The following is a 16,510-nucleotide window of genomic DNA, read 5'->3' on the forward strand; positions in this document are numbered from 1 at the left end:
TATGATGCAGGCTTCCGGGCGCAGTTCCGCGCCGCAGATATCCAGACGCCATGCCCGCAGATCCTTCCGAGCTCTCCACCTGGAGCCATGTCAAATATTTTGGCAGCAACCTGTTCCTGCGCGGCCTTCTGCTGGGCGCCGGGCTGGTGCCCTATCGCTTGCGTGTGCCGATGATGGGCCGCCTGGTCACTGCCATGGGGCGGCTAGCGCGCTTTGACAAGCGGGTGCGCGACAACCTGAAACTTGTCAGCCCGGAATTGTCGGACCTGGACCCCGCTGATCTGTACCGCGACGTCAGCGACAACGCAGGCCGGATGATTGCGGAAATCTACGCAGGCAAGCCCTTTCACGAACGGGCCAGGTCCGCGCCTATCACCGGCCCTGGCCTGCAAGCCCTGGAAGCGGCCCGGGCAGAAGGCCGGCCGGTGCTGCTGGCCACCGCCCATTTTGGGAACTACGACGCGGCCCGCGCCGCGCTTGTGGCCCGCGGTCACGAGATGGGCGCCCTGTACCGCCGAATGGCCAACCCGTATTTCAACGAGCACTATGTTGACGCCATCAAGCAGAACGGCGAGCCGATGTTCGAACAGGGTAAACGCGGCATGGTGGAGCTGGTGCGTCACCTGAAAAAGGGCGGCATCGCTGCCATTGTCACTGATCTGCATGCCCAGGGCGGCCAGCTGGTCGACTTCTTCGGCAAGCCTGCTGTCACATCCACCGTGCCTGCGGAACTGGCGCTGAAATTCGGCGCTGCGCTGATCCCGGTCTATGCCGTGCGGCAGGAAAACGGTCTGGATTTCGAGATCGTGATGAACGCCGAGGTGCCGCCGTCAGATCCGCTGGCCATGACCAAGGCTTTGAGCGCGGACCTGGAAGCAATTGTCCGCAAGCACACCGGACAGTGGTTCTGGATTCACCGCCGCTGGAAACCTTATGTTCCGGTCGGCAAGGCAGCCCGGCAGGCGGAAAGCCCGGTGGACTGAAGCGGGTGTTCAATCCGCCCGTGCGGCTGCGATAATCTTGCCGAAGGGTGCGGCCTGGACCAGAACAGCGGCGGGATTGCTGCCTGGCGCGGGAACAGAAATCTCCAGACTGCCGGCACCGTCCCAATTTGCCGCGACTTGCCAGTCCTCCACTACATTGGCGTAAGTGAAAGATTTTCCCGCAAGTTCGCCCCGGGTAATGCTGACCTTGCGCTGCGGAGTGAACCGCACCAGCTGCACAAGAAAGGGCCCGGAATCCATTTGCACTCGCGGCTCCAGCCGGATCACCAGATCCCCGCCTGCCCGGCTGACGCTCAACGATACCGGGCGCGGCGTTTTCCGGTGCCGGGCAATGGCATTTTCAACCGCCAGCGCATCAGCGCCGACCACGTCGTCCTGCCCCATAATGATCATCTGCGGGGTATAAATCATCCGCCGCCCGCCCGCATGGGCATACCCCTTCTGCCGCTTGGTATGTGACGGATCGGCGAACTTATCCTTCCAGCCGATGTAGTCCCAGTAATCCACGTGCAGCGCCAGCGGCAGAACATCCTGCCGCGCCGCAAGCTCATGCAGCAGCGCGTCGGCGGGCGGGCAGGACGAACAGCCCTGCGAGGTATAGAGTTCAACCACAACAGGCTCATCTGCGGATTGGCCGTAAACCGGCATGGCAAGGCCCAGCATGGCCACGATCGGTAGCAGGAATTTCATGAATCGCCTTCTCTGTGTGTCAGGCATCAGGTCTAAAGACTTGCCTGCAAACAGGCCAATCAATCATTTTTGAGGGCAGCATGAGGCACTGCTTTGCAAAAAATGTGTACAATCGCATACAAAAGTGCCGCCTGCGGCGTTTGGGCTATTGAATGCTTCATCTTCCTCATGCATTTAGCAGGCAGCGAATTCCCGGATTTCAAATTCTTGAGGGAGGCCAACCATGCCTATCACCGTCGGACAGGACAATGCCAAGGCGCGCAAAACGCTCAGCGTCAACGGCAAGTCGATCTCCTATTACTCCATCCCCGCCGCCACTGAGGCCGGTTTTGGCGACTTCTCCAAGCTGCCCGCCGCGCTGAAAGTTGTGCTGGAAAACATGCTGCGGTTCGAGGATGGCGGCTTCTCCGTCTCCACCGACGACATCAAGGCCTTTGCCGAATGGGGCGCCAACGGCGGCAAGAACCCGCGTGAGATCGCCTACCGCCCTGCCCGCGTGCTGATGCAGGACTTCACCGGCGTTCCTGCCGTTGTCGACCTGGCCGCCATGCGCGACGGCATTGTCGGCCTGAAGGGCTCGGCAGCCAAAATCAACCCGCTGGTCCCCGTTGACCTGGTCATCGACCACTCGGTGATGATCGACGAGTTCGGCAACCCGCGCGCGTTCCAAATGAACGTGGACCGCGAGTATGAGCGCAACATGGAGCGCTACCAGTTCCTGAAGTGGGGCCAGAACGCGTTCAACAATTTCCGCGTCGTGCCGCCGGGCACCGGCATCTGCCACCAGGTGAACCTGGAGTACCTGGCGCAGACCGTCTGGACCGATGTGGACCAGAACGGCAAGGAAGTCGCATACCCGGATACGCTGGTCGGCACCGACTCCCACACCACCATGGTGAACGGAGCCGCAGTGCTGGGCTGGGGCGTTGGCGGCATCGAGGCGGAGGCCGCAATGCTGGGCCAGCCGATCTCCATGCTGATCCCCGAAGTCATCGGCTTTGAACTGACCGGCCAGATGGTCGAAGGCACCACCGGCACCGACCTGGTTCTGAAAGTCGTTGAAATGCTGCGCGCCAAGGGCGTTGTCGGCAAGTTCGTCGAATTCTACGGCGAAGGCCTGGACCGCCTGCCACTGGCAGACCGCGCCACCATCGCCAACATGGCGCCTGAATACGGCGCCACCTGCGGCTTCTTCCCGATCGACGACGAGACCCTGCGCTACCTGCGCAACACCGGCCGCGACGAAGACCGCATCGCACTGGTCGAAGCCTACGCCAAGGAAAACGGTTTCTGGCGCGGCGCGGACTATGCACCGGTTTACACCGACACTCTGTCGCTGGACATGAGCAGCATCGTTCCGGCCATCTCCGGCCCGAAACGCCCGCAGGACTATGTGCCGCTGACCAACGCTAAGGCCGCCTTCCGTCAGGAGATGGAAGAGACCTTCAAGCGTCCGATGGGCAAGGAAGTCGCCGTCAAAGGCGAGGACTACACCATGGAATCGGGCAAGGTCGTGATCGCCTCGATCACCTCCTGCACCAACACTTCCAACCCCTATGTGATGATCGGCGCCGGCCTGGTCGCGCGCAAGGCTGCCGCCCTTGGCCTCGACCGCAAGCCTTGGGTCAAGACTTCGCTGGCGCCGGGTTCGCAGGTTGTGTCCGCTTATCTGGAGGCCGCAGGCCTGCAGGAGGACCTGGACAAGGTCGGCTTCAACCTTGTGGGCTACGGCTGCACCACCTGCATCGGCAACTCCGGCCCGATCCAGCAGGAGATCTCCGAGGCGATTGCCGAGGGCGACCTGGTGGCGACCTCTGTGCTGTCGGGCAACCGCAACTTCGAAGGCCGCATCAGCCCCGATGTGCGCGCCAACTACCTGGCCTCGCCGCCGCTGGTTGTCGCCTATGCGCTGGCCGGCACTATGGACATCGACCTGGCAACCGACGTGATCGCGCAGGACAAGGACGGCAACGACGTCTACCTCAAGGACATCTGGCCCTCGACCCAGGAAGTTGCGGATCTGGTGGCCTCCACCGTCACCCGTGAGGCGTTCCAGTCGAAATACGCCGACGTCTTCAAGGGCGACGAAAAATGGCAGGCGGTGGAAACCACCGATGCGGAAACCTATGACTGGCCCGCATCCTCGACCTACATCCAGAACCCGCCCTACTTCCAGGGCATGGCCCATGAACCGGGCACCATCTCCAACATCGAGAATGCCAAGGTTCTGGCGGTTCTGGGCGACATGGTCACCACCGACCACATCTCCCCCGCCGGCTCCTTTGCTACCACCACGCCCGCAGGCCAGTACCTGCTGGAGCGCCAGGTGCAGCCGCGTGAGTTCAACTCCTACGGCTCCCGCCGCGGCAACCACGAGATCATGATGCGCGGCACCTTTGCCAACATCCGCATCAAGAACGAGATGCTGGACGGCGTCGAGGGCGGCTACACCAAGGGCCCCGATGGCGAGCAGACCTCGATCTACGACGCCTCGATGGCGCATCAGGCCAACGGCACCCCGCTGGTGGTGTTCGGCGGTGAGCAGTACGGCGCGGGATCCTCGCGCGACTGGGCGGCCAAGGGCACTGCGCTGCTGGGCGTCAAGGCAGTGATCGCCGAGTCGTTTGAGCGTATCCACCGCTCCAACCTGGTTGGCATGGGCGTGATCCCGTTCGAGTTCACCGCAGGCGACACCCGCAAGTCGCTGGGCCTGACCGGCGAGGAAACCGTCTCGATCAGCGGCCTGGACACCATCCAGCCGCTGCAGGAAGTGCCCTGCTCGATCACCTTTGCCGACGGTTCGGTGAAAGAGATCACCCTGAAGTGCCGCATCGATACCGCTCCGGAGATCGAATACATCGAACACGGCGGCGTTCTGCACTACGTGCTGCGCAATCTGGCCAAGTCGTAAGACCTGCCGGACTGAACAATTGAACATGCACCCTGCGGGGGTGCATGTTTCCATTTTGCTGCAAAATCCCGGGCCAACATACCGGGAGCCAGCCGCAACAACGTATCCTGGATACAATTCAGACGTGCAATTTACAGTTGCTTTACCGGCTGTACGGCCCGGCCCGCTTGTGCAAATGTGTTTTTGAAATACACCTTCCTGCTGTGTGCGACGACCAACGAAAGGCTGGATGCCCGCGTATGAAAGAGGCCGTTTTTGCAGTCATTTACCCTGACGCGGACACTTTCGAAGCTCATGCTGAAGCGGTGCTGGAAATGCTTCCGGGCACCCGGGATTTTCCCGGCTGCATAGAGGCGCATGTCGGTATAAACCGCGAACGTTGTGAGATCGGGGTATTCCACCTGTGGGAGTCGCCGGAGCACCTGAACCGGTACCTCGACTGGCGCGCTGAACGTGGCGATCTTGATGCCCGCAGCGCAACCATGCGGCGGGAGCAGGATTTCCGGACATTTTCCGTTCCTTAGCGGCGGGTGCTCCCCAAGACCGCGCGCTATACAGGAACCACAGGACGATCAGCGGCACGTTTACCGCGCCACTGATCCGTTTTCGGAGCCGGCCAGCTCAGTACGCCGCAGTAAATATCTGCCGGGGGTGTTTGGGCTGCTCCACCTCATCCATCAGGGCCACGGCATAGTCTTCTGCAGAAATCCGGCTGTTGCCGTCTGCGTCAGTCAGAAAGCTGCGGCCACCCAGCCGGAAAGTGCCTGTCCGCTCCCCCGGCTCAATCAGGCCGGCCGGAGCCAGAACAGTGAAATCCAAATCGCTCCCGGCGATCTTTTCATACGCCTGGCGCATGCCCTGCGCCTCGGCCCGGTAGGCCTCCGGCACCACATCTGCAACCGGCGAACCATCCGGCAGGTTGAGCGATCCGGCGCCGCCGACCAGAACCAGCCGCTGCCCCTTCAGGCCGGCGATCAGCGCATCGGCATAGGCGTTGGCCTCTGCGATGGCATCCCCTGTGCTGCGCGGACTGACGGCGCTGATGGTCACATCCGCTTGCGCCGCAAGAACAGCAAGACGTGCCGTGTCAGCTGCATCCAGTTCTTCGGTGCGCAGGCCGTCTTTCTCCTGCACCCTGGCCGGGTTCCGAACCGCAGCAATGACCTCATGCCCCCGGTTCAGCGCTTCCTGGGTGACACGCGACCCGATCATTCCGGTGGCGCCGATAATCAGCAGTTTCATCCTGCTTCCTCTTCGTCCTATAGTTACTAATAGGAACCACTTAGGCGCCCTGCCTGTTCGCCGGAATACGCATTTGTTTGTCACATGGTTACCTGAAAGGAACCGCCATGAGCCGCCGCCGCGCCGTAGACTACGACTGCCCTGTCCGGGACGTTTTGGACCGGATCGGCGATGCCTGGTCGGTTCTGCTGATCATCGAGCTGGCTAAAGCCCCCTGCCGTTTCAACGCCTTGCGGCGGGTAGTTGACGGGATTTCCCAGCGGATGCTGGCGGTGACGCTGCGCAATCTGGAACGCGACGGGCTGGTCAGCCGCACGGTGCTGGACCTGTCGCCGCCGCAGGTCGAATACGCGCTGACAGCGCGCGGCAGGTCATTGCACGGAACAATCGGCCAGCTGGCAGACTGGGCGGACAGCAACCAGCCGGCAATCCGCGCCTCCCGCGCGAACTACGATGCGGCACACGGAGCCAAAAGGTGACGCCGCTTTCCGCGCACAGGAACTGTTCGCGGCCTGATAATTGCATCATCCCCGCGGACGGCAAATACTGGCAGCATGAGACAGACAGACAGCATCAAGAGCTACCACGCCCATATCTATTTTGACGCGGCAACCAAGGAGCAGGCCCGAAAACTGTGCCAGCAGGCAGCAGAACAGTTTGCCGTTGAAATGGGCCGGTTCCACCAAAAGAACGTCGGGCCCCATCCCATGTGGTCCTGCCAGCTGGCTGCCACACCGGAGCAATTCGCCATGCTGCTTCCATGGCTGGCGCTGAACCGGAACGGGCTGATTGTCTTTGCCCATCCTGAGACCGGCGATGAGCTGGCCGATCACTGCGATCACGCAATCTGGCTCGGCACCGGGATGCAGCTGGACCTCTCAGTCTTCGATTGAGCCGCCGTTATTGCTCCGCCGCCCGTTCCATCGCCGGGCGCAGGGTGCTTTCGATCACCCGCTGGGTGATGGGGCCGGCAAAGCGCAGCACGATCTTGCCATTGCCGTCCACCACATAGGTCTCCGGCACGCCATATAGGCCCCAGTCGATTGCCATCCGGCCCTTCTCGTCCCGGCCGATCGCTGAATAGGGATCACCCAGCTCGTTCAGGAAGGACACGGCATTGGCGAGCTGGTCCTTGTAGTTGACGCCGTAGACCGGAATGCCTTCCTTGGACAGCGCCTCGAGGTTCGGGTGCTCTGCCCGGCAGGGTGCGCACCAGCTGGCCCAGTAGTTCACCAGCTTCACATTTCCGTCGCGCAGAGTCTCGTCGGTGAACATCTCCTTGCCCGGAAATTCGTCCAGCACCACCGGCGGCGCGGGCTGGCCTTCGCGGGCGGACGGCAGGCTGTTCGGGTCCTCGCGGAACATGCCGACCAGGGCCAGGCCGACAAAGCCTGCAAACACGACGCCGGGCACCGCCATCAGCGGAGAGATCTTAGCCATTGCGCTTCATCCGGGTTTCCAGGGTTTCCATCTCCCGGCGCACCTTTCGGCCGCGCAGGATCGTCAGCACCACCAGTCCCGCCAGCAGCAACAGCGAGGCACCATAAGCCGACAGCACCGTATCGGCGTATTTTCCAAGATCGGGCATCAGGCCTCCAGCCGTTCGCGCGCCATCAAAGCCTTGATGCGGCGGGCGCGGATTTCAGTTCCGGTGCGGTAGAGCACCAAGGCAAGGAACAAGAGCACAAACCCTGCCATGCAGACGTAGAGCGGCGAGGAGAATGCATCGTGCACGTTCTCCTTTTCATCGAGCGACAGCGACGCGCCTTGATGCAGCCCCTGGTTCCAAAAGTTCACCGCATAGCGGCTGAGCACGGCAAAGACCGAGCCCACCAGGCAGAGGATCGAGGTCAGGTCAGCGGCGGTATCCGGGTTGTCGATTGCCTCCCACAGGGCGATGTAGCCGAGGTAGAACAGGAACAGCACCAGGAAGGACGTCAGACGCGGGTCCCAAGCCCACCAGGTGCCCCACATCGGCTGGCCCCAGATCGCGCCGGTGATCAGCGCAATCACGGTCATCACCACTCCCACCGGCGCGGCGGCGCGGGCGGCCAGCGCGCTGACGTGGTGTCGGCGGATCACCCAGACAAGCGAGGCAACCAGCATCATGAACCACGCATTGATCGCCATCAGGGCTGACGGCACATGCAGGAAGATGATCTTGACGGTGGAGCCCTGCCGGTAATCGTCCGGCGTGAAGAAGAATCCCCAGATAAGGCCAACGGTGATCAGCACCGCAGAGCTGACCCAGAGGGCCGGTATCACCTTTTCGGAGGTGGCCAGAAACTTCTTCGGGTTGGCGTATTCCCAGATCGACATGTTGGCTATTTAGCTCTTGTTCTCGGGTTTCTCAATTCACGGGTCCGGCAAATGTCCTAACGCAAATTGACGCGCAGGACGGCGGCGCTGGCAAAGGGCAGCAAAGCGATGGAGGCGGCGGAGATGCCGGCCAGCAGCAACAGCGGCGTCTGCACCGTCATGCCCTCGGCCCCGCGGCGGGCGACCTCGGAGCCGAAGATCAGCGTCGGCACATACAGCGGCATCACCAAGAGCGACATCAGCAGACCGCCGCGTTTCAGTCCCACGGTCAGCGCGGCGCCGAAGGTGCCGATGACAGAGAGCGCCGGCGTGCCCAGAAGCAGGGAGATCACCAGCCACTGGAAGCCCTGCAGCGGCAGGTTCAGCAGAACGCCCAGCACCGGCGCCGCCAGCACCAGCGGCAGGCCGGTGGTGATCCAATGCGCCAGTGCTTTGATCGTGACGGTGCTTTCCAGCGGCAACGGCGCGGTGGCCAGGAGGTCGAGCGAGCCGTCCTCCCAATCCAGCGCCAACAGCCTGTCCAGCGACAGCAAGCAAGCAAGCAAAGCGCCCAGCCACAAAACGCCCGGGGCAATTCGGGACAGCAGTTCCGGCTGCGGCCCGACAGAGAATGGCACCATCACGGTCACGATCAGAAAGAACGCAAGGCCGAGGCCAAAACCGCCGCCCGCGCGGAAGGCGAGCCTCAGATCCCGCAGGAGAAGCGCAATCACAGGAAGCCTCCGTCAAAATCGTCGATCTCCGGCGGCTTGGCCTTGTAGGGGCCGACATCCAACACTTCCGCCTCCAGCCCGAGATCGATATGGGTGGCAATCAGAGCAGAGCCGCCCTGCCCCAGATGCGCCCGCACGGCATCGGCGAACATCGAAACGGAGTTTGTATCAAGGCTCACCGTCGGCTCGTCCATGATCCAGATGGGACGGCCCGTGACCAGCATCCGGCTAAGGCCAAGGCGGCGTTTCTGTCCTGCCGACAGCGCACCCGCCTGCCGGTCGCGCAGGGATTGCAGATCAAACCCATCAAGCGCCTTTTCAATGCCGTTACGCCCAAAGACACTAGCCCAGAAGGTCAGGTTCTCTGCCACCGTCAACGTCGGCTTCAGCCCGTCGGAATGGGCGGCATAGGCAATCTGGTCCTCAGCGCCCTCAACCCGGCCTTTCAGCGGTGGCTGCAGGCCTGCGACGGTGCGCAGCAGCGTGGTCTTGCCGATGCCGTTGGGTCCGCGCAGGATCAGCGCCTTGCCGGACTCCAGCGAAAAGCTCAGGCCCTCCAGCACCGGGGTGCCGCCGCGGGCCACGCCCAGATCCGTCACAATCAATGTCATGAAGTTCGCTTATCCCATTGCTCCGGCGCATGAAAAGACCATTCAACAGATGCCCGCTTTGCGGCAGGTCAAATACATCGGAAATTCATCTTCAGACCGGCAGCGCGGCCAAAGCAATCCTCCGCCCCTCGGACAGCAGCACATTGTATGTCCGGCAGGCAGCGGGAGAATTCATCGCCTCGACGCCCAGCCCTGCGTCCTCCAGCGCCTTGCGCAGATCTGCCGGGATATGGGCAATCTCAGGTCCGGTACCGATGAACAGCACATCAATCTCTCCGGCAAGCGCCAGCAGCGACTCAGCGTCGGCCATGCCGCCCCAACCAGCCGTGCCAGCCGCCGAGGTCAGCACTGCGCTCTGGTGCACATTGCCGCCGATGCGGAAGAACCCCTCGCCATAGCCGTCAATGGGCTGCGCATCGGAATAACTCACTTCGTTCAGGCGCATGGGCGGTCCTTTCAGTCAAATACCGGGAGGCTGGATAGCACGGCCAGTGCAATCACGGAATAGGAGGCAAAGCGGTAGATCTTCTCCAGCTTTGGATCAAACAGCGCCTTACCGGTCAGCGTGGTGATAATGTAGGGGATGCCGAGCAGGCAGGCCAGAATGACGGCCTTGAGGCTGGCCATTCCACCGAAGATCAGGTTGGCCGCGATCACCACATCCAGCGCAGCCAGGAACACGATAGTGTTGGCCCGGACCCGCGCCACGTCACGCACGTTGGCGAGGTAGAAGACGATAATCACCGGCCCAGTGAGGCCCGTCATGCCGCCCACGATACCAGCCGCCCCGCCGATGGCGAACCGCCCCGGCCAGCCAAGTTTGCCCTGCCAGCGCCAGCCAGAGACCACAGCGGCCAGTGTCACGCCGATAACCCCGGCCGCAACCCAGCGCAGGGTCAGCGGATCCATCTGCGACATCAGCCACAATCCTGCCGGCACGGTGACCGCAGCGGCCATGGACAAGGCACCCACCTCTGCCCTGTCCGCCTTGCTCCAGGCCTGCGGGAACAGAGTGATGGTGGAAAACACCCCCATCAGCACCATCAGGAACACCACATCCGCCGACGGCAGGAACTGCGCGCCGACGGGAACAAAGATCATCGCGGTGCCAAAACCAGTGAAGCCGCGGACAAGGCCCGCGGCTCCAATGGTGATCAGCAGCCAGGCCAGCCCCGGCGTCTGCAGGGCTGCCTGAAATGCCTCAGGCATCAATGTTGCCGAACTGGTTGCCGGTGGTGTTTGCCTGTTTCGACCAGTCGCGCTTCACCCCCAGCTTCAGCAGGATGGTGGAGGCGACGAAGACCGACGAATATGTCCCGACCACAACCCCCCAGATCATCGCAAAGACGAAACCACGGATCACGTCGCCGCCTAGCACATAGAGCGAGATCAGCGCCAGCAGCGTGGTGACTGAGGTCATCATTGTCCGGCTCAGCGTCTCATTGATCGAGATGTTCAGAACCTCAGAGAGGTCCTTCTTCTTGTAGCGTCGCAGGTTCTCGCGCACCCGGTCAAAAACCACCACGGTGTCGTTCAGCGAGTAGCCGACAATGGTCAGAAGGGCGGCGATGATCGCCAGGTCGAACTTGATCTGCAATTCCGAGAACACGCCGATAGTCAGCACCACGTCGTGCACAAGCGCTGCCACCGCGCCGAGAGCGAACTGCCACTCGAACCGCAGCCAGATGTAGACCAGCACCGCGGCAATCGCCAAGGCGACCGCAATAATGGCGGTGGTGATCAGCTCACCCGAGACCTTGGGGCCAACGGATTCGACCGAGACGAATTTGATGCCCGGCGCCACTGCGTCCAGCGAGGCCTTCAGCGTTTCGATCATCTCACCGGAGATCGCCTCGCCGTCGTCCTGTGCCTGAATGCGGATCATGGCAACGTGCTGGTCCTCCTCGAAGGCCGGGTCAAAGACCTCGGTGATCGACACATCACCTAACCCGTGCACTGCCAGCGCGTCGCGGTAGGCGCCCACATCCACGGTCTCAGACGCCTCGGTGCGGATTGTGGTGCCGCCGCGGAAGTCGATGCCGAAATTCAGCCCCTGAAACAGGAAGGAGGCAAAGCCCACCACCATCATCAGGGCCGAGATGCCCAGCCACAGCTTGGCGCGTTTGAAGAAATCGAATGAGGTTTCCTCGGGAACAAGTCTCAGCCGCATATCACACCTCAATCGTTTTCGGACGGCGCCGTTCAAACCACATGACAATCATCAGGCGGGTCACAAAGATCGCGGTGAACACCGACGTCAGAATGCCCAAGCCCAGGGTGATCGCAAAGCCGCGCACCGGGCCGGAGCCCATGGCGAACAGGATCACCGCGGTGATGAAAGTGGTGATGTTGGCGTCGAGAATGGCGCTGAGCGCCTTTGAATAGCCTTCGTCGATGGCCTTGGCCGGGCCGCGGCCTGCCTTCAGCTCCTCGCGAATACGCTCGAAGATCAGAACGTTGGCGTCCACCGCCATACCAACTGTCAGAACGATACCTGCGATACCCGGCAGCGTCAGGGTGCCGCCAATGAGGCTGAGCATGCCAAAGATCAGCGCGATATTCAGGATCAGCGCCACGTTAGCGAACAGGCCGAACAGGCCATAGCTGAGCCCCATGAACGCCAGCACCGCGACAAAGGCCACGATGGTCGCGATCTTGCCTGCGTCGATGCTGTCCTGGCCCAGTTCGGGGCCGATGGTCCGCTCTTCCAGGAAGTCCAGACCTGCGGGAAGCGCACCAGCGCGCAGAAGTACGGCGAGGTTGGTGCTTTCCTCAACGGTGAAGTTGCCGGTGATGATGCCGGAGCCGCCCGGGATGTGCGACTGGATCACCGGAGCGGAGACCACCTCGTCATCCAGCACAATGGCGAAGGGAGAGCCGATATTCTCAGCAGTGTAGTCGCCAAAGCGGCGGGCGCCGGAGGTGTTGAAGCGGAAGGTCACCGCAGGGCGGCCGTTCTGGTCGAACGACGGCTGCGCATCCACAAGGTCCTCGCCGGTGACAACCGCGGCAGCCTCGATGGTGTAGTAGAAGCCTTCTTCGTCCAGCGAGGGAACAATCTTGTTGCCGATGCCCGGCGCTGCATCCGCGTCGCTGCCGCGGCCCACAACCGGGTTGAAGGTCAGCTGTGCGGTGGTACCGATGATCGCCTTCAGCTCTGAGGCGGAGCCGATACCCGGCACCTGGATCAGGATGCGGTCGGCGCCTTGGCGCTGGATGGTCGGCTCGCGTGTTCCGACCTCGTCGATCCGGCGGCGAACGATTTCCAGCGACTGGCGCACGGTGCGGTCGTCAGAAGCAAGTTTCTCCGCCTCGCTCAGCTGCACCACCAGAATGTCGCCTTCTGCAGAGACCTCAATGTCGGTGGCGCCTACACCGGTCAGGCTGGTGACCGGGCTGGCCAGGCCGCGCACCACTTCCAGCGCGCGGGCCATGCCCTCCGGTTTGGAAAGCTTCAGGCGAATCTGGTCCGCAGGGCCGGGCTGGCGGCGGAAGGTGCCAACGGTGTCACGCTCGGGCCTCAGCGCATCGCGCACTTCCGGCCACAGCGCATCCATCCGCGCCTCATAGACATCTTCAACCTGAACTTCCGCCAGCAGATGCGCACCGCCCCGCAGGTCGAGGCCGAGGTTGACCAGCCCGGACGGCAGGTAAGACGGCCACTGGCCTGCTGTTTCCAGTCGTTCCGGTGTCTCGCCCTTGGCGATGATATCGGCGGCCGCGTCGTTGGCCTGTTCGACGCGGGTGTAAAACCCGTTTGGCAGGGCAAGCATGATCCCAGCTGCGCATACCAGCCAGATCAGCACCCTCTTCCAGAGATCAATTTGCAGCATTGCCCAGCCTTTTCAGATGGTTATTAAGGGCGCTTAAGATGCCGGCTCGGTCTTGCTCAGAACCTGGGCAATGGTCGCCTTGACCACGCGCACCTTGACGCCATCCGCGATCTCGACCTCGATTTCACCGTCTTCCTTGACCTTGGCCACCTTGCCGATCACGCCGCCCTGGGTCACCACCTGGTCACCGCGGCGCAAGCCGTCCACCATTGCCTGATGCTGTTTCATCTTCTTCTGCTGCGGGCGGATCAGCAGGAAGTACATGATCGCGAAGATCAGGATAAGCGGGAGAAATTGGCCGATTGCGCCAGCGTCCATGGGATATTCCTTCTGTCAAAGCGGCATGATTTTCATGCCGGAAATTTGCAGCGGAACCTATGCGCTGGACCGGGGGTTTGCAAGGGAACCCTGCGGTCCCGGATGGGCGGATTTGAGGCCACAGCCAGTTGCCAGGCAGCCGGAGGTTAAAGAAAGTCCAAACACGACCTGCAGGCGTGCGGAAACTGATTGCAAAACAGTGCGATTCGGCGCTTTGCTTTCCCTTGCGCAAGCCGCCAGGCGCGGGGCTTTGCCCCCTCTTTCCGGTCCGGATGGCGGCCCGGCCATTCCTGAAAGAAGGAACAGGCGCATGATGATGGTGCGCTGCTATCTCGCCCCCTCCGCCATAGAAGGGCTGGGCGTCTTTTGCCACGACAACATCACCAAAGGCGACATTGTCTGGCGCTATGACAGAATGCTCGACACCACCTTCCCGGAGAGCAAGCTGGACAACGTCGAACCCCATATGAAGGAGTTTCTGGAGCGCTACAGCTTCCCGGATCCCTGCCGCGCCGGCTACCTGATCCTGCAATGCGACGAAGGACGGTTCCTAAACCACTCCATGTATCCGAACCTTGATTTTTCCGACGGGGTCTGGGGCCGGGCACTGGCCACTATCCCGGCAGGCACGGAACTTACCTTTGACTATGCCGATTTCCTGACCGGCGAGATCCGGATGCAGCCGCCGCGGCATCAGGTGCATATGATGGCAATGGCCGCGGAATGAGAAACAAAGGGCCGGGTCCAGCACCCGGCCTTTTTCTTTTTCGGTGCAGCATGCGCTGTGGCTTGAAAGCCCGCTTGCACATAGACCGCACGCCCCCCTTCCCCTTTGTTCACCCTTGCGTCATAGGATGGGCCTACTGATTCAATTCTTCCAACGCTAGGAGAGACTCTCATGCATGACATCCGCGCTATCCGCGAAAATCCTGCCGCATTCGACGCCGCTGTGGCGCGGCGCGGGGATGCGGGCGTGTCATCCGAGATCCTGGCGCTGGACGAGGCGCGCCGCGCCAAAATCCTGGCCGCGGAGACCGCGCAGGCCGAGCAGAACAAGGCCTCCAAGGAAGTTGGCGCTGCCAAGGGCCGCGGCGATGAGGCGGAATTCGAGCGCCTGCGCGCGCTGGTCGCGGAGAAGAAAGCCGAAGTGGCGGCGATGAACACCGAAGCCAAGGCGTTAGACCAGCAGTTGACCGACTTGCTGATGACCATCGACAACTTGCCGTTCGACGATGTGCCGGACGGCGCGGATGAGGACGATAACGTCGAAATCCGCCGCTGGGGTGAGCCAAAGGCACTGGACTTCGAGGCCAAGGAGCATTTCGAGATCGAGGGCGTGAAGCCGGGCATGGATTTCGAGGTTGCGGCCAAGCTGTCGGGCAGCCGCTTCGTGGTGCTGTCCGGCGCGGTGGCCCGCATCCACCGGGCGCTGGCGCAGTTCATGATCAACACCCATGTGGATGAGAACGGCCTGACCGAAACCTGGACCCCGGTTCTGGTGCGTGAAGAGATGATGTACGGTACCGGCCAGCTGCCCAAGTTCGGCGAGGACAGCTACAAGACCACCAATGGCTGGTGGCTGGTGCCGACGGCGGAAGTGACTCTGACCAACATTGTGAACGGCCTGACGGTCGAGGAAGGCTACCTGCCGCGCCGCTACGTTGCGCATACCCAGTGCTTCCGCTCCGAGGCCGGTTCGGCCGGCAAGGACACCGCCGGCATGCTGCGCCAGCACCAGTTCGAGAAGGTCGAGATGGTCTCGGTCACCCATCCGGACAAAAGCATCGAGGAGCATGAGCGCATGACCCGCTGCGCCGAGGACATCCTGGAGCGTCTGGGTCTGCCCTACCGCACCATCGTGCTGTGCACCGGTGACATGGGCTTTGGCGCCCGCAAGACCCACGACATCGAGGTTTGGGTCCCCGGCCAGAAGACCTACCGCGAGATCTCCTCGGTCTCGGTCTGCGGCGACTTCCAGGCCCGCCGTATGAACGCGCGGTTCAAGCCTGCTGACGGCGGCAAGCCGCAGTTCGTGCACACGCTGAACGGCTCCGGCCTGGCGGTGGGCCGCTGCCTGATTGCGGTGCTGGAAAACGGTCAGCAAGCGGATGGCTCGGTGAAGCTGCCAGAGGCGCTGGCGCCCTACCTCGGCGGCAAGCTGACCCTGACAGCAGAGGGTGAGCTGGTCTGATCCAAAGCCTCCCCCGAAAGCAGAAACCGGCGCCATTGGCGCCGGTTTTCTTTTGAAACAATAGGTTGAAGCTATTTCTTCGACTTCTTCTTTTTCTTTTCGGGTGCTTTGCCTTCCAAAATGGCCTTGGCCTTGGCCTTTTCTTTTTCGATGGCCTTTTTTGCTTTGGCCTTGACCTTCCGCGCCTTGAGCTTGGCCTTTTCCTTTGCTTCTGCAAATTCCTCGGCGAGCTGGATCGCCTGCCGCTTGGCCTTGCGTGCCTTGGCCTGGGCTTTGGCTGCCTTTTCTTCTGCAGCTTTCCGGGCGGCCTCTGCCACTGCCAGTTTAGCGTCCATTTCGGCCTGGTCAGAAGAAGTCATTGACTGGCCGTCCGCCTCCTGCCCGCCAGCCGCCTTGCCATTGACCGCATGCGCCGCCGGACGGGCATTCTCGGCTTCAGTACTGCTTTCTGCCTGCGCCTTTGCGGCGGTTTTCAGGCCTGCCGCGCGGGTAGCGCCAATTCCAGGAATGCTGCGCAACTGGACCTCTTCCATCGCGGCCAGCGTCTCGATGGTATCGACACCATTTGCCACCAGCACTTTGGCCAGCGCCGGCCCCACCCCACGAAGTTTCTGAATAGCTGTCATCGTTGCTGCTTTCCCCAATTCAACAGTTTCAATACCCAAACTCCGTTACAAG

General features: G+C 62.0%; 20 protein-coding genes. 7 read left to right on the forward strand and 13 right to left on the reverse strand.

Annotated features, from left to right (window positions below; all coding sequences use genetic code 11):
* Positions 1-50: 50 nt before the first annotated feature.
* Positions 51-983, forward strand: a complete 933-nt coding sequence (locus tag A9D60_RS07510; RefSeq protein WP_065267000.1) for a lysophospholipid acyltransferase family protein — start codon at positions 51-53, stop codon at positions 981-983.
* Positions 984-992: 9 nt separating this feature from the next.
* Here the strand turns inward: A9D60_RS07510 and A9D60_RS07515 are convergent, their stop codons facing one another.
* Complete coding sequence (locus tag A9D60_RS07515; protein ID WP_065267001.1) at positions 993-1,694, reverse strand: DUF1223 domain-containing protein; 702 nt, start codon at positions 1,692-1,694, stop codon at positions 993-995.
* Between the two features lie 223 nt (positions 1,695-1,917).
* On the opposite strand from A9D60_RS07515, the gene acnA reads away from it, so the two are divergent.
* Together acnA and A9D60_RS07525 are read left to right on the forward strand one after the other, a co-directional pair.
* Complete coding sequence (gene acnA / locus A9D60_RS07520) at positions 1,918-4,605, forward strand: aconitate hydratase AcnA (RefSeq protein ID WP_065267002.1); 2,688 nt, start codon at positions 1,918-1,920, stop codon at positions 4,603-4,605.
* Between the two features lie 239 nt (positions 4,606-4,844).
* Positions 4,845-5,129: an antibiotic biosynthesis monooxygenase gene (locus A9D60_RS07525; RefSeq protein WP_065267003.1), complete on the forward strand. Its 285-nt coding sequence runs from the start codon at positions 4,845-4,847 to the stop codon at positions 5,127-5,129.
* Positions 5,130-5,226: 97 nt separating this feature from the next.
* Here the strand turns inward: A9D60_RS07525 and A9D60_RS07530 are convergent, their stop codons facing one another.
* Positions 5,227-5,847, reverse strand: a complete 621-nt coding sequence (locus tag A9D60_RS07530) for an NAD(P)-dependent oxidoreductase (protein ID WP_065267004.1) — start codon at positions 5,845-5,847, stop codon at positions 5,227-5,229.
* Positions 5,848-5,954: 107 nt separating this feature from the next.
* On the opposite strand from A9D60_RS07530, the gene A9D60_RS07535 reads away from it, so the two are divergent.
* Together A9D60_RS07535 and A9D60_RS07540 are read left to right on the forward strand one after the other, a co-directional pair.
* Positions 5,955-6,326, forward strand: coding sequence for a winged helix-turn-helix transcriptional regulator (locus tag A9D60_RS07535; RefSeq protein WP_065267005.1), 372 nt, complete (start codon positions 5,955-5,957; stop codon positions 6,324-6,326).
* 75 nt (positions 6,327-6,401) lie between these two features.
* Entirely contained in the window at positions 6,402-6,740 is a 339-nt protein-coding gene (locus A9D60_RS07540) for a DOPA 4,5-dioxygenase family protein (RefSeq protein WP_065267006.1), read from the forward strand.
* 7 nt (positions 6,741-6,747) lie between these two features.
* Here A9D60_RS07540 and A9D60_RS07545 read toward each other — a convergent pair whose 3' ends face one another.
* From A9D60_RS07545 to yajC, 10 genes are all read right to left on the reverse strand, one after another.
* Positions 6,748-7,287: a DsbE family thiol:disulfide interchange protein gene (locus tag A9D60_RS07545; protein ID WP_065267007.1), complete on the reverse strand. Its 540-nt coding sequence runs from the start codon at positions 7,285-7,287 to the stop codon at positions 6,748-6,750.
* Positions 7,280-7,435, reverse strand: a complete 156-nt coding sequence (gene ccmD, locus A9D60_RS07550) for a heme exporter protein CcmD (protein ID WP_065267008.1) — start codon at positions 7,433-7,435, stop codon at positions 7,280-7,282. The genes A9D60_RS07545 and ccmD overlap by 8 nt, the downstream gene beginning before the upstream one ends.
* Entirely contained in the window at positions 7,435-8,166 is a 732-nt protein-coding gene (locus A9D60_RS07555; protein WP_065267009.1) for a heme ABC transporter permease, read from the reverse strand. The genes ccmD and A9D60_RS07555 overlap by 1 nt, the downstream gene beginning before the upstream one ends.
* A 56-nt stretch (positions 8,167-8,222) precedes the next feature.
* Positions 8,223-8,879 (reverse strand): heme exporter protein CcmB, encoded by a 657-nt coding sequence (ccmB, locus tag A9D60_RS07560; protein WP_065267010.1) that lies wholly within the window; start codon positions 8,877-8,879, stop codon positions 8,223-8,225.
* Complete coding sequence (gene ccmA, locus A9D60_RS07565) at positions 8,876-9,490, reverse strand: heme ABC exporter ATP-binding protein CcmA (protein WP_065267011.1); 615 nt, start codon at positions 9,488-9,490, stop codon at positions 8,876-8,878. Before ccmA ends, ccmB begins: the two co-directional genes overlap by 4 nt.
* Positions 9,491-9,581: 91 nt before the next feature.
* Positions 9,582-9,935, reverse strand: coding sequence for an Mth938-like domain-containing protein (locus A9D60_RS07570; protein WP_065267012.1), 354 nt, complete (start codon positions 9,933-9,935; stop codon positions 9,582-9,584).
* Between the two features lie 11 nt (positions 9,936-9,946).
* Positions 9,947-10,699 (reverse strand): TSUP family transporter, encoded by a 753-nt coding sequence (locus tag A9D60_RS07575; RefSeq protein ID WP_065267013.1) that lies wholly within the window; start codon positions 10,697-10,699, stop codon positions 9,947-9,949.
* The gene (gene secF / locus A9D60_RS07580; protein WP_065267014.1) at positions 10,692-11,660 is read right to left on the reverse strand and encodes a protein translocase subunit SecF; all 969 of its coding nucleotides are present in this window, start codon (positions 11,658-11,660) and stop codon (positions 10,692-10,694) included. Before secF ends, A9D60_RS07575 begins: the two co-directional genes overlap by 8 nt.
* A 1-nt stretch (position 11,661) precedes the next feature.
* Positions 11,662-13,323: a protein translocase subunit SecD gene (gene secD / locus A9D60_RS07585; protein ID WP_065267015.1), complete on the reverse strand. Its 1,662-nt coding sequence runs from the start codon at positions 13,321-13,323 to the stop codon at positions 11,662-11,664.
* A 33-nt stretch (positions 13,324-13,356) separates the two neighbouring features.
* Positions 13,357-13,641 (reverse strand): preprotein translocase subunit YajC, encoded by a 285-nt coding sequence (gene yajC, locus A9D60_RS07590; protein WP_065267016.1) that lies wholly within the window; start codon positions 13,639-13,641, stop codon positions 13,357-13,359.
* A gap of 310 nt (positions 13,642-13,951) precedes the next feature.
* Between yajC and A9D60_RS07595 the strand changes: the two genes are divergently transcribed.
* Together A9D60_RS07595 and serS are read left to right on the forward strand one after the other, a co-directional pair.
* On the forward strand, positions 13,952-14,368 hold the full coding sequence (locus A9D60_RS07595; protein ID WP_065267017.1) for an SET domain-containing protein: 417 nt from the start codon (positions 13,952-13,954) through the stop codon (positions 14,366-14,368).
* A 171-nt stretch (positions 14,369-14,539) separates the two neighbouring features.
* On the forward strand, positions 14,540-15,832 hold the full coding sequence (serS, locus tag A9D60_RS07600) for a serine--tRNA ligase (RefSeq protein WP_065267018.1): 1,293 nt from the start codon (positions 14,540-14,542) through the stop codon (positions 15,830-15,832).
* Positions 15,833-15,903: 71 nt separating this feature from the next.
* Here serS and A9D60_RS07605 read toward each other — a convergent pair whose 3' ends face one another.
* A complete protein-coding gene (locus A9D60_RS07605; RefSeq protein ID WP_254656647.1) occupies positions 15,904-16,497 on the reverse strand; it encodes a helix-hairpin-helix domain-containing protein in 594 nt (197 codons plus the stop codon).
* Positions 16,498-16,510 lie beyond the last annotated feature (13 nt).

The sequence above is a fragment of the Leisingera sp. JC1 genome (assembly GCF_001679925.1).
In the GTDB taxonomy this organism is placed as follows: Bacteria; Pseudomonadota; Alphaproteobacteria; order Rhodobacterales; family Rhodobacteraceae; genus Leisingera.